Here is a 13,274-nt window from a genome sequence, read left to right as displayed (position 1 = left end):
TCTTCCATTAGTAGTATAAAGCCTGTCCCGGGTTCCGTCAATATTTACTTGCTGTTCTTTTGACAAGTTCCTCAGTTTTTAATCCCAATTCCTTGAGTTCTTGCAGATTCCTGATATTTTTACTATAATATTCATAGCAGAAGTCTGCGTTCATGCATATATGGAAAAGGAGAACAATTATGGCAATTCACGGACTGAACAAAACCACTTTATTAGACTACCCCGGGAAGGTGGCAGCTACTATATTCCTGGGTAACTGCAATTTCCGGTGTCCCTTCTGTCACAACAGCGGTCTGGTACTGTCAGCCGATGACCAGCCCGTACTTCCCAGAGAACAGGTCCTATCCTTTTTAAAAAAACGAAAAGGGATCTTGGACGGTGTCTGCATCACCGGGGGAGAACCCACCATAGATAAGGAATTAATTTCCCTGATTTATGAAATCCACGATCTGGGGTATCCCATAAAACTGGATACCAATGGTTCCCATCCCTGGATTCTGAAAAAGCTGATCCAGAATCGTCTTATTGATATGGTTGCCATGGACATAAAAACAGCTCAGGAATCCTATGACAAAGTATCCGGGATTCCCGGGCTGAATCTGAAGCCGATTATGGAGTCTGTAGATCTCCTAATGACAGGTGCTATTCCCTACGAATTTCGGACTACAGTAGTCCGGGAGCTCCATGATGAAAATGACTTCCGCTCCATAGGACAATGGATTGCCGGCTGTGACGCCTATTATCTCCAGTCCTATAAAGACTCTCCAGAAGTGATACGGCCAGGCTTTACAAGCTATACGCTTCAGGAACTGGAGAATTTCCGCAGGATTCTGTCAGAAACCATCCCCCTGGTAGAGATCCGGGGTGTCGATTAAGCGATACCAGTAGCCAAACTGTCCCATCTGGGAAGCAGCGTCTTCTTCCTCCGAAGGCCTTGCGGCCTTAAAATTAGGAAACCCAAACATCACGGCCATAAATTTTTCCTGATGATCATAGATTCCCGGCACTCCCAATATGTATTGTTTTGATTCCTTTTCCCTAGCAAACAGCAGATGATGGTAATTGTAATACCCATGCAAAAGGAAATTATTATTAGCCAGTGCCTGATCCCGTCTGCTGATGCGTTCCAAATCTCTGGGGATTATTTTGTAACACTCCATCATATCCTGGTCGCAGAATGGTTGAAATGCTTCTTTTTCCTCTTTTAGTTGACGGATATCTTCTATCTGCTGTATTTCTTCTATGGTTAATTCAGGGACACTGCCCTCTGTCTCCCCGGGGCCGGCTTCCAATGCCGTTTCATTGACTTCCGGGACAGGGGGCTGCTCAGGCTCCTGAGATGCAGGAACAGCATCCGGCTCCTTTTTCTCTTCCTGTTCCTCTTCCTTTCTGGGTTCCTGGGGACTTTCGTTTACCGGAGGTACTTCCTCCTGAGCGGGTTCCTCTTTATCCATCCACGAGAAGGAGAACTCCTGTATACGTATAGGCACATCATCCCATTCCGTTCCATACATTTTCTGACCCTCTCCCAGAAGGATAATGCCTCCTAAATCTCCAAGCTTATATTTTGTATTTCCTATCTGATCCTCGCTGGTCTGGACTCTGCATTCCAGCTTATCCCCTCTGGGGGCGCAGATCCCTAAAAATATGGCGCGGCACTCTTTTCCCTCTCTTGCATAAGCATAAATACTGCATTTATCCTGTCCCTGAATGCCCGTAAGGTGAAAGTCCATCTTGCACACGCTGTTTCTGGCTTCAACTTTGATAAATCCTCTATTGCTTCCCTTTTGCTCCTGCATATACTCATACACGTAAGCAATAAAACGTTTATATTCTGACACAGCTTCCCTCCATAATTTGTTTCTATTCCATAATATATATGCCGTGAAAGACAAAATAGAACTATCTGTGCCAACTTTACCTCCTAATCAGGGGCTTCATCATCATCCGGAAGAATGAGTCTGGAGGGATCCGCCCGTTTGCTCCCCGGTACTACAATAGTTCCATCTGAAAGAAATGTATTTCCCGCAGGTGTAGTCACACTGTTTTCCTGTGCGTAAAAAGTCCCCTGGGGGATTCTTATCCTGCCGCCTCTGGTAGCATAGGAATATTCATCGGTACTGATAGATATTCTTTCTTCAATCATCACTATGGCAATCTCCAGATAGCGGATATCCGCGGAAAGCCTGAGTCTGTATTCTCCCTCCAGCAGTTCAAAAGACACCTCCGGAACCCCATAAGCACAGCGTATGCTAATATTTTGCCGGGCCCGGACTGTGCCGTCCTCCCTATATAGAGCAATCTCGTAGGTTCCCGGCGATAGATCTGTAAGTAAAAAAACTCCCTCAGAATCTGTGACTGCGCTCAGTGACTCTCCCTGAAATGTCAGTGTCTGACCTGCTGCCGGCACACCGTCTGAATCCCATACCCTGCCTGCCAAATGAAAGCTATTATCGGAAGAATTGGTATCTGCAGGCTGCCTGTCAGCTCCTGCATCCCTACTCCCCGCACGCCGTCCCTGTACATAGCCAGCAATACCAGAGATACTTACAGCCACACATAAAGCTATAATCCATACGCGGGGCGTATTCTGCATGAATGCTCCCTTTCTCATTTGTTTTCCCCCCTTTAGATGGTTAAACCAGCTCAACTTTGCTCCTCTGCCATATGCCGCAGTATACGCTTAAGTTTCGGACCTGTGATTCAATAGGTACACCTTTTACATCCGGGGAAAAAACATTGAAAAATAAAAAAAACCGCCCAAAGGGACGGCAAATTCTGTATGGCAGAGACTGAAATAAAAGGTGTACCTTTTGGAACGGCATCGCATACATCCGCATGATACATAAGGCACCAGGAAATTTGCTAAGGATTGCTTATCTATGGTCTGTTGCTATTATGTTGTTAGAATACTACTATTTTCCTCAAATAGCAATGCGGAAATCAGTTGAATTTTTTGTATAAAAACATTGACATTTGTTATCCCACCCTATATAATATTAGTTGCTGAACATCGAAGCGTGGCTCAGTTTGGTAGAGCGCTGCGTTCGGGACGCAGAGGTCGCGTGTTCGAATCACGTCGCTTCGACTACCTTGGCAGGGGCACCGTAAATTCTTTTTAAGAGTTTACGGTGTTTTTTTCTACAGTAAATTCTACAATAAACATAAGGAAAGAGGATTACGTATGAACCAGCTCCCCGATGCATTCCTATCCAGGATGAAGGAAATGCTGAAAGATGAATATTCTGCTTTTGAAGCAAGCTACAGCCTTCCGAGACAATACGGTCTCCGGGTAAATACATTGAAAATCAGTCCGGAAGAATTTCAAAAAATTTCTCCCTTCCATCTCACTCCAATCCCCTGGATCCCCAATGGATTCTTTTATTCCGAAGAGGATCGGCCCGCCAGGCACCCCTATTATTACGCCGGACTCTACTATCTGCAGGAACCCAGCGCTATGTCACCTGCATCCAGGCTGGAGATTCAGCCGGGTGACAGGGTTTTGGATCTCTGTGCCGCACCGGGAGGAAAGGCTACGGAACTGGGGGCACGTCTGAGAGGAGAAGGCCTGCTGGCCGCCAATGAGATCAGCAATTCCAGGGCAAAAGCCCTTCTCAAAAATATAGAACTGTTTGGAATTCCCAATTCGTTTGTTCTGAATGAGGCCCCTTATCGTCTAGCGGAGGTATTTCCGGAATACTTTAATAAAATTCTGGTGGACGCCCCCTGCTCCGGTGAGGGAATGTTTCGGAAGGATCCTGCCGTGGCAGGAACCTGGACATCGGAACGTCCCAAGGAATTCGCCAAGCTCCAGAGAGAGATCTTACCGGCTGCCGCTGCTATGCTTTCACCTGGAGGACTGCTCCTGTATTCAACCTGCACCTTTTCTCCGGAAGAAAATGAAGGAGTGGTCTCCTTTCTTCTGGAATCCAATCCAAAGCTTCATCTTCTGCACATGGAGGGGTATGAGGGATTCTCCCAAGGAATACCTGATTGGGGCAATGGGAATCCGGAACTTCTAAAATGTGTCCGCATCTGGCCCCACCGCATGAACGGAGAAGGACATTTTATGGCTCTTTTTCAGAAAGAGGGGAGCTCTCTGAATCATTCAGGGGCGGACGCCAGTCTTCCCCTACGAAAAGAGGATCGCAAAATTCTGGAAGCATTTTTCCAGGACATTGTCATGCCTCTGGATTGGCGCCGTGTTGAAGTGCGTGGTTCCAAGGCATATTACCTTCCCAGCCCCTCCCCTGCAGTGCGCGGTCCCCGTTTTCTTCGCAACGGACTCTGTCTGGGCGAGCTAAAGAAAAACCGCTTTGAGCCTGGCCAGCCTCTGGCTCTGGCCATGAAAAAAAGTCATTATCCCTCTGTTCTTTCCCTTGCACCGGAGGATCCCAGAGTTATCCGCTATCTGAAAGGGGAAACTCTCTCCGTGGAGAGGCATGAGACAAGCCGCCCCGACGGATATCAGCTCGTCTGCATTAAAGATTTCCCTCTGGGATGGGGCAAGCTGGTCAGAGGTGTATTGAAAAACAAATATCCGGCAGGATGGAGGATCCGCTGATCCCGCAGAAATACATTGTGGTAAAGACTTTGCAAACTGTAAGTTTGCATTTGTGAATTTCTGGATTGTTTAGTTTTCATATTATTTGGCATACACTATAAAAAAGGAGTGTGTCTGCCATATGAATAAAAAGCGGGAGCAACAATACAGAGAACTGGGTCTTACAATTGCATATTACAGGAAACTTAGAGGACTTACGCAGATTGAACTGGCAGAGGCTGTTGATTTAAGTCGTACGCATATAAGTAATATTGAAGCACCAAAGGTGAAAACGTCTATCTCTCTGGATAAACTATTTGATATCGCAGATATTCTGGAAGTACCTGTGAAGGATTTATTTGATTTCCGTTCATAAAAAAGCTGCTGTACACCAATCGGTACAGCAGCTTTTTAATTCTATTACAGTTCCCCAATCGCTTCTGCCGGCTCTTCAGCCATTGCCTGTTCGTATTTTTCAAGTATAATTGATTGGATACGTTCTCTCGTATTGGAGTTGATGGGATGCGCAATGTCTCTGTACTCTCCGTCTGTTGCCTTTCTGCTAGGCATAGCAATAAACAATCCTTTTTCTCCTTCAATCACCTTGATATCATGCACTACAAACTCTTCATCAATTGTAATAGATACTACTGCTTTCATTTTGCCTTCTTTTGCTACTTTTCTCACTCTTACGTCTGTAATGTTCATACCCTAAGCCCCTTTCATAAGCCTTCTCTTTTTTATTGTTAAAGCACGTACCTCTCGTTCTTTTCCACTACTACTTTGATCCCATCTTCTCCGCAGTAGTAGGAATTTGCCCGAATCGTATCACGGCTTTCTACAATACAATTTTCGATATGTGTATTATCCCCCAGATATACATCATTCAAAATTATGGAGTTTTTTATCACACAGTTATTGCCAACAAACACCTTTTTGAAAAGAATAGAATTCTCTACCTCTCCGTTGATAATGCATCCGCTGGATATTAAACTGTTCTTTATCGCAGCTCCGGGATTATATTTTGCCGGGGGCAGATCATCAATCTTGGACTGAATCTCCGGATACTGGCGGAAGAAATAATTTCTCACCTCCGGTTTCAGAAAGTCCATATTGGTCTTGTAATAAGATTCCACAGAAGATATATTGCTCCAGTAGGTATTTATCTTGTATCCATAAATCCTCTTAAGGTTCTTGTAACGAATAAGTATATCCTTTACGAAGTCGTGCCTGTCCTCCTGGGCACATTTCTCAATCAGCTCAATCAGCTGTCTTCTTCTGATTACATAGATTCCTGTCGAGATTGTATTTGAGTATGAGACCATCGGTTTCTCATCAAATTCTTCGATTCTGCAGTCCTCGTTCATTTTAAGAACTCCGAACCTGCTGGTATCCTCTCCGTTGACGTCTGTACATACCACTGTGACATCCGCCCGCTTTGCAATGTGGTACTCCAATACCTTATTATAGTCCAGCTTATAGATGCCGTCTCCGGATGCGATAACCACATACGGCTCATGACTGTTCTTCAAAAATTGGAGATTCTGGAAAATTGCATCTGCAGTTCCTCTGTACCAATTGCTGTTGTCAGAGGTTATTGTGGGTGTAAATATATAAAGTCCTCCCTGCTTTCTTCCAAAGTCCCACCATTTGGAGGAGCTCAGATGTTCGTTGAGAGATCTTGCGTTATATTGAGTTAATACTGCCACCTTCTGGATATGAGAGTTGGACATATTGCTCAATGCGAAATCAATACTGCGATAGCTTCCTGCAATTGGCATAGCTGCGATTGCCCTTTTATTAGACAGCTCCCTCATCCTGTAATTGTTACCGCCTGCCAGAATTATTCCTATTGCTCTCATGATTCCTCACCGTCCTTTATCAATGTTTCACCGCTCTCAAGGGTGCCGTCCGGATAATCCTCCGGAAGTGTCCTGCCGGAAATTGCTGTATTCTTGCCAACTTTAACATTGGATGGGATCTCGGAATTCTCTCCTATGGTTACCAGACCGAAGGAATATACTTTTGGTTTTACTTTATTCGGTACATCCTCTCCTACTCCGAGGACAACCTCATCCCCAACCTGTACGCACTCTGCAATAATGGATTTATCAATCACGCAGTTCCTGCCCACTGATGACTGCCTCATAATAATAGAATCCTTTACCACAGTACCTCTGCCAATAGTAACCCCTGCACCGATTACAGAGTTATGCACCTCTCCGTAAATCTCGCTGCCCTCGCCGATGATACAGCGATCCACCACGGAATCCTCTGAAATATACTGTGGCGGAATAATGTCCCCCTTCGTATAGATCTTCCAGAATTCTTCGTAGAGGTTAAACTCCGGAATGATGTCAATCAGCTCCATATTCGCTTCCCAGTAAGAGCCGAGTGTACCTACATCTTTCCAATATCCGTTATACTCATAGGCAAACAATCTCTGGCCCTTTTCATGACAATAGGGAAGTATATGCATACCAAAGTCACAATTGCTCTGATCCTTCATAGCGATCAAAGCTTCTTTTAACACTGGCCAGCTGAATATATAAATACCCATAGAAGCCAGATTACTGCTTGGTTTCTCCGGTTTTTCCTCAAACTCTTTGATTCTGCTGACTTCATCTGTGACCACGATACCAAATCGGCTTGCCTCCTCAATAGGCACCGGCATAGTTGCAATTGTCACATCAGCTTTGTTCGCCTTATGGAAATCCAGCATTACCTCATAATCCATTTTGTAAATGTGATCTCCCGATAAAATCAACACATAATCCGGATTATAGGTCTCCATATAGTCCATATTCTGGAATATCGCATTGGCTGTCCCGGTGTACCACTCACTGTTCGTGCTCTTCTCATATGGGGGCAGCACGGTAACCCCGCCAACATTTCTATCTAAATCCCACGGAATTCCAATACCAATATGGGTATTAAGCCTCAAAGGCTGGTACTGCGTCAATACCCCTACTGTATCAACTCCTGAATTAATACAGTTACTGAGCGGAAAATCAATAATTCTATATTTTCCGCCGAATGCTACCGCAGGTTTTGCAACTTTTGCCGTTAAAACACCAAGCCTGCTGCCTTGTCCACCTGCAAGCAGCATCGCAATCATCTCTTTCTTAATCATGCAATCACCTCTTGTCCTATATATGATTTCTCTATTATATCATAAAAGCAGAAATTAGTGAACATTTTTAACAAAAATTTAAAACCATATTCTGTCTTTTTGTGACATTTGTTGAGCTTTTTCTTCGGTTTCCCGTTTTTTGTGCATTTTAAACATAGTTATTTCCACCTTTTTCATTGCTATGAATTATTTTCCACGCCTTCATGTTCCAATATATAGAAAGAGAAGAAATCCTTTTCAATTTTGGAAGTTCAGAGTATAATAACTCTAGAGAAAATATATGAAGGAGTATTAATGTACTATGTATCAGATAGATTTTAAAAAACCCATGCACATTCATTTCATCGGCATTGGCGGGATTAGTATGAGCGGGCTTGCAGAGATTCTGCTCCAGGAGGATTTTACCATTACGGGCTCTGATTCCAGGGAGAGCAGCCTCACCAGGCGTCTGGAGGAACAGGGGGCCCGTATCTATTACGGACAGCGTGCCTCTAATATAGAAGAAACTACTCAGCTTGTTGTCTACACGGCGGCCATTCATCCGGACAATCCGGAATACACCTGTGCGGCAGAAAGAAAGCTGCCTATGCTGTCAAGGGCTGAGCTTTTAGGACAGATTATGAAGAATTATGATACCCCCATTGCAGTCTCCGGCACTCACGGCAAAACTACCACCACATCCATGATCTCTCACCTGCTCCTTGAGGGAGAACTGGATCCCACGATCTCTGTAGGGGGCATCCTGCCTGCGATCCACGGGAATATCCGTGTGGGGTCCTCGGAGACATTCATCACAGAGGCCTGTGAGTACACGAACAGCTTCCTGAGTTTTTTCCCCAAGATCAGTATCATTTTGAATATTGATGCCGATCATCTTGACTTTTTTAAAGATATTGACGATATCCGCCGTTCTTTCCGCCTGTTTGCAGAAAAGCTTCCTGAGGACGGAACTTTAATCATCAACAGCGATATTCCCAATTACACAGAAATCACAGACGGACTGCCATGCAAAATTATTACCTATGGTCTGGAACAGCAGGGGGATTACACAGCCTCTGCAATTACCTTTGACGAGTTTGCCCATCCGTCCTTTGACTGTCTGTACCAGGGACAGAAGATCGGCCGCTTTACCCTTCAGGTACCGGGCATGCACAATGTATCCAATGCGCTCTCAGCCATTGCCCTTGGGAATAAGCTGGGTCTATCTGCAGACACAATCAAGAAAGGGCTGCTGCACTTTGGAGGCACTGACCGCCGTTTTCAGTACAAAGGTAAGGTAGGAGGGGTAACTGTCATTGACGATTATGCGCATCATCCCACAGAGATACGTGCCACCTTGACCACCGCAAAAAATTATCCCCATAATACCACCTGGTGCGTATTCCAGCCCCACACTTACACGCGGACAAAGGCGCTCATGGATGAATTTGCCGAAGCGCTTACACTGGCGGATAAAGTCATACTGGCAGATATTTATGCGGCAAGAGAAACCGACAACCTTGGAATTTCCTCCAAAACACTCAGGGATAAAATAGCAGATCTCGGTACAGAAGTATATTATTTCCCCACCTTCGATGAAATCGAAAACTTTTTATTAGAAAACTGTACCCACGGAGATTTGTTGATAACTATGGGGGCCGGAGATGTGCTTAAAATCGGGGAAAACCTGCTGGGAATCTAACTTATCCACATTATCCACATGCTTATACACATTTTGTGTGCCCAGGGCATGTGGATTTTTTTGTGCATTTACCTGTTGACATAATTCGACTGCATTTTTTTACAAAATACCACAAAACCCTTGCTTTTTCACCTTTATTGGTTGTAAATAATATTTTTTCTTCTTTTCGTTCCCACACTATCCACATTATCCACATTATTCTTGTGGATTACTCAGACAGTGGCTGTCAAAAAAATGCTTGTTCTCATTTAATGATAAGTATGATATAATCACCGTGAACACGAAAAAAGGATGTGTACACTTATGCGTCAGATTACCATACATAACCGTTCTGCACTTGAGACTACTGTAATCTCTAATATTTTTTTGGACGACTATATGCCTCAGGCTAACGGAGAGTTTGTAAAAATATACCTACATCTGTTAAGGGCAGCCGCCGTACCCGATGCGTCGATTACCCTTTCTTCCATTGCGGATACTTTTACCTGTACAGAAAAGGATGTGATCCGTGCCCTGAATTACTGGAAGAAGGCTGGAATCCTGGACATCACACTGGATGAGCAAAAGAATCTTACGGGCATTGTATTTCTGCCGCTGCAGCGACAGGCCGCTGCCTCTGAGCCCCTGGCTGTCCGTGAGGATATCACTGCCCCGGTTGCCGCCACCACAGAACGGGTTCCGGCTGAGAAAATTCCGAAAAAAGCAAAGCTTACCTCTGACAGGGAGAAAAAGCTGAAGGAAAATGATGAGATTAAGCAATTATTGTTTATTGCAGAGCAGTATCTTGGAAAAACTCTGTCTCAGACAGATGTGTCACGAATCTTGTATTTTTATGATGAGCTGCACTTTTCTGCAGATCTCATTGAATACCTTATAGAATACTGTGTCTCCAAGGGGAGTGCCAGTATGCACTACATTGAGGCGGTGGCCCTTGCCTGGGCGAAGAATGATATTACTACTGTGGCTATGGCCAAAAAAGAATCCTCCTCATACCATAAAGATTACTATACTATTTTAAAAGCATTTGGAATTAAAGGGCGCAATCCCATCGAGGCAGAGATCCGCTATATGGATCTCTGGATAAAGGATTATGGATTTACCCTGGATATTATTTCCCAGGCCTGCCAGCGCACTGTGCTTCAGACCAACCAGGCCAGCTTTCCCTATGCAGACAGTATTCTCGCCCGCTGGAAAAGACAAGGTGTACACCACGTCTCGGATATCGAGGTCCTGGACACCCGGCATCAGCAGGCCAAGGCCGATAAGGCAGCATTGCCCCCGCAGGCCAGCACCCGCAAGCCGGCTTCCGGTAATGTTTCGAAGAATAAGTTTAATAATTTTCATCAGCGGGACTATGATGAAGATGAATTAAGTGCATTGGAAAGACAACTATTGAACCAGTAAAGTGAAGGAGACAAAACGTGTCGTTAAAGAACTCTCAATACGATGCCATTATGCGGGAATATAACCGCAGACAGCTGCACAACAAGCACATACAGGACGAGCACATTGCCGGCGCATATGCCAAAATCCCCCGTTTGGCTGAAATTGATCAGGAAATTGGAGCCCTAAGCCTGAAAAAGGCGCGTCTGCTTTTGGGCGAATCTTCGGGGGAAGAATTTGATCTCCCCGCAGCCATCAAAGCGCTGTCCCGGGAAAGAAAAAATCTCCTGGCTGCCAATGGCTTTCCGCCTGATTACCTGGAGCTTCATTATGACTGCCCCCTATGCCGGGATACGGGATACATGGGCAGTGAAAAATGTACGTGTTTCAAAAAGGCATCTGTAGATCTGCTGTATACACAGTCCAATATTAAGGATATACTAGAAGTAGAGAATTTTGATCATTTTTCCTTTGATTATTATTCCGGGACGCTTGTCAATCCGGCTACCGGGCTTACCTCGCTGGAGACCGCCCATCAGGCCGTGGATAAGGCATGGGATTTCATCAACCGCTTTCACAGCAGTTTTGGAAATCTTTTTCTGTACGGGGATACAGGTGTGGGTAAAACCTATTTGTCCCACTGCATCAGCAAAGAATTGATCGATCGGGCATACTGTGTTATGTACTTTTCGGCCTTTGAGCTCTTTGACCTTTTTGCGAAAAACACCTTTTCCAGAAACAGTGAATCTGAAGAGAGGAATGAATATATTTTTGACTGTGATCTGCTTATTATTGACGATCTGGGAACAGAACTAACCAACAGTTTTGTGTCTTCCCAGCTCTTCTTATGTATTAATGAGCGGCTCATCCGCAAAAAGTCAACCATTATCTCCACAAATCTTTCCATAGAAAATTTTCTGGAGACTTATTCGGAGCGAACCTTTTCCCGGATATCCAGCAATTACACTATGATTAAACTTATCGGTAAAGATATCAGAATACAAAAAAAACTTTTAGGAGGAAAGTAAGATGGCACCGAAAGAAAATGCAAACCTGAATACCCTGCCCGTTGGAAGGCTGGGTATTCTGCCGCTGCAAAGCTGTACGAGCCTGGGCCAGAAGGTAGACAATTATCTGGTACGTTGGAGAAAGGAGCGCCAGAATGAGCTGAAATCTACCATAGCTTTTGAGGGGTATGAAAGGGATTCCTATATTATCGCTTCCTCAACCCCGCGTTTCGGTTCCGGGGAGGCCAAGGGCGTCATCAATGAATCCATACGCGGCGATGACTTGTATATTATGGTGGATGTATGTAACTACAGTCTCACCTACTCTCTCTGCGGATATACCAACCGAATGTCACCGGACGATCATTTCCAGGATCTGAAGCGTATTATTGCTGCTGTGGGCGGAAAAGCCCGAAGGGTAAATGTCATTATGCCGTTTCTGTATGAAAGCCGCCAGCACCGCCGGAGCGGACGGGAATCCCTGGACTGTGCCATTGCCTTAAAAGAACTGCTGAACATGGGTGTGGAAAATATTATTACCTTTGATGCCCATGATCCGAGAGTCCAGAACGCCATACCGCTGCATGGCTTTGAGACCGTACGTCCCACTTACCAGTTCCTGAAAGGGTTATTTCGGGTAGAACCGGAGCTTCCTCTGGACAGCGGTCATCTGATGGTCATAAGCCCCGACGCCGGAGGTACGGAAAGGGCTATCTACCTTGCCAATGTGCTGGGCGTGGATATGGGTATGTTCTATAAACGCCGTGACTATGCTCATATCGTAGACGGACGTAATCCCATTGTGGCCCACGAATTTCTGGGAGCCGATGTAAAAGGCAAGAATATGATTATCATTGACGATATGATCTCTTCCGGGGACAGTATGCTGGAGGTAGCCGCCTTGCTGAAGGAGAAAAAGGCCGGTAAGATCTTCATGTGTTCCACCTTTGGACTCTTCACAAATGGTCTGGAGAAGTTTGACAAAGCATATGAGCAGGGACTGTTTGACAGGCTCCTTACAACAAACCTTGTATATCAGACACCTGAACTGCTGGAAAAACCATATTATGTAAACTGTGACATGAGCAAATATATCGCTCTGCTGATAGACACCATCAATCACGATGCCTCCATCAGCAAGCTGTTAGATCCCGTGGAAAGAATCCACAGATTAATGAACCGGCATTGTCAAAACTAAAAAAGGCAAAAAGGGGGCTGTGAAAAAAGTCCCGTAAAAAAAGAACGCTTTCAGGTATACAAACCTGGAGGCGTTCTTCTTTTTGTGGTAAAATTAATCTACTATGAACAATAATACCGAGAAATATTATACCGCAAAACAGGGAAGGCTGCCACTGTTTTTTTCGGATTGTCTGGATCTCTGTGATCCAGTATTAGCATTTGACAGAATCATGGAGGAGATTGGAATAGAAAGATATCTTAGGCCAGAGCCCTCACATAAACTGGGCCGGCCCGGATATAATCGGGTCAACATGCTAAAGACAGTCCTGTTCGGCTTTATGGACACTG

General features: G+C 44.9%; 12 protein-coding genes, 1 tRNA gene and 1 pseudogene. 9 read left to right on the top strand and 5 right to left on the bottom strand.

The genetic code is table 11. The features are described from left to right. Positions 1-179 precede the first annotated feature (179 nt). A complete protein-coding gene (locus tag BUA56_RS19680) occupies positions 180-875 on the top strand; it encodes an anaerobic ribonucleoside-triphosphate reductase activating protein (RefSeq protein ID WP_072854488.1) in 696 nt (231 codons plus the stop codon). On the opposite strand, the gene BUA56_RS19675 is transcribed toward BUA56_RS19680, so the two are convergent. Both BUA56_RS19675 and BUA56_RS19670 read right to left on the bottom strand, forming a co-directional pair. Beyond that, positions 834-1,841 (bottom strand): DUF6128 domain-containing protein, encoded by a 1,008-nt coding sequence (locus BUA56_RS19675; RefSeq protein WP_072854487.1) that lies wholly within the window; start codon positions 1,839-1,841, stop codon positions 834-836. The two genes, BUA56_RS19680 and BUA56_RS19675, sit on opposite strands and share 42 nt — an antisense overlap. A gap of 83 nt (positions 1,842-1,924) precedes the next feature. Next, complete coding sequence (locus tag BUA56_RS19670; protein ID WP_072854486.1) at positions 1,925-2,614, bottom strand: carboxypeptidase-like regulatory domain-containing protein; 690 nt, start codon at positions 2,612-2,614, stop codon at positions 1,925-1,927. A 400-nt stretch (positions 2,615-3,014) separates the two neighbouring features. Here BUA56_RS19670 and BUA56_RS19665 point away from each other — a divergent pair. The 3 genes from BUA56_RS19665 to BUA56_RS19655 all read left to right on the top strand — a co-directional run bounded on the left by BUA56_RS19665 (position 3,015) and on the right by BUA56_RS19655 (position 4,919). After that, positions 3,015-3,088: transfer RNA gene (locus tag BUA56_RS19665), tRNA-Pro, on the top strand. Positions 3,089-3,184: 96 nt separating this feature from the next. Next, positions 3,185-4,564 carry an RsmF rRNA methyltransferase first C-terminal domain-containing protein gene (locus BUA56_RS19660; protein WP_072854485.1) on the top strand — a complete coding sequence of 460 codons (1,380 nt, stop codon included), beginning with the start codon at positions 3,185-3,187 and terminating at the stop codon, positions 4,562-4,564. A gap of 121 nt (positions 4,565-4,685) precedes the next feature. Further along, a complete protein-coding gene (locus BUA56_RS19655) occupies positions 4,686-4,919 on the top strand; it encodes a helix-turn-helix transcriptional regulator (protein WP_072854484.1) in 234 nt (77 codons plus the stop codon). Between the two features lie 44 nt (positions 4,920-4,963). Here the strand turns inward: BUA56_RS19655 and spoVG are convergent, their stop codons facing one another. Genes spoVG through BUA56_RS19640 form a run of 3 tightly spaced genes read right to left on the bottom strand, consistent with a single transcriptional unit; the run spans position 4,964 to position 7,676 of the window. Beyond that, positions 4,964-5,251, bottom strand: coding sequence for a septation regulator SpoVG (spoVG, locus tag BUA56_RS19650; protein WP_072854483.1), 288 nt, complete (start codon positions 5,249-5,251; stop codon positions 4,964-4,966). Positions 5,252-5,289: 38 nt separating this feature from the next. Beyond that, positions 5,290-6,405: a glucose-1-phosphate adenylyltransferase subunit GlgD gene (gene glgD / locus BUA56_RS19645; RefSeq protein ID WP_072854482.1), complete on the bottom strand. Its 1,116-nt coding sequence runs from the start codon at positions 6,403-6,405 to the stop codon at positions 5,290-5,292. After that, entirely contained in the window at positions 6,402-7,676 is a 1,275-nt protein-coding gene (locus BUA56_RS19640; RefSeq protein WP_072854481.1) for a glucose-1-phosphate adenylyltransferase, read from the bottom strand. The genes glgD and BUA56_RS19640 overlap by 4 nt, the downstream gene beginning before the upstream one ends. A gap of 301 nt (positions 7,677-7,977) precedes the next feature. Between BUA56_RS19640 and murC the strand changes: the two genes are divergently transcribed. The 5 genes and pseudogenes from murC to BUA56_RS23460 all read left to right on the top strand — a co-directional run. Then, the gene (gene murC, locus BUA56_RS19635) at positions 7,978-9,357 is read left to right on the top strand and encodes a UDP-N-acetylmuramate--L-alanine ligase (protein ID WP_072854480.1); all 1,380 of its coding nucleotides are present in this window, start codon (positions 7,978-7,980) and stop codon (positions 9,355-9,357) included. Between the two features lie 303 nt (positions 9,358-9,660). Continuing rightward, positions 9,661-10,761 (top strand): DnaD domain protein, encoded by a 1,101-nt coding sequence (locus BUA56_RS19630; RefSeq protein ID WP_072854479.1) that lies wholly within the window; start codon positions 9,661-9,663, stop codon positions 10,759-10,761. Positions 10,762-10,778: 17 nt separating this feature from the next. Further along, positions 10,779-11,768, top strand: a complete 990-nt coding sequence (locus BUA56_RS19625; protein ID WP_072854478.1) for an ATP-binding protein — start codon at positions 10,779-10,781, stop codon at positions 11,766-11,768. A 1-nt stretch (position 11,769) separates the two neighbouring features. Beyond that, complete coding sequence (locus BUA56_RS19620) at positions 11,770-12,945, top strand: ribose-phosphate pyrophosphokinase (RefSeq protein WP_072854477.1); 1,176 nt, start codon at positions 11,770-11,772, stop codon at positions 12,943-12,945. 103 nt (positions 12,946-13,048) lie between these two features. Beyond that, a pseudogene (locus BUA56_RS23460) lies at positions 13,049-13,274 on the top strand (IS1182 family transposase); the annotation flags it as partial.

This window comes from Lactonifactor longoviformis DSM 17459 (genome assembly GCF_900129135.1).
Taxonomy (GTDB): Bacteria; Bacillota; Clostridia; order Lachnospirales; family Lachnospiraceae; genus Lactonifactor; species Lactonifactor longoviformis.
Note: the sequence above shows the minus strand (reverse complement) of the source record. Positions and strands in the feature narration are given on the sequence as shown.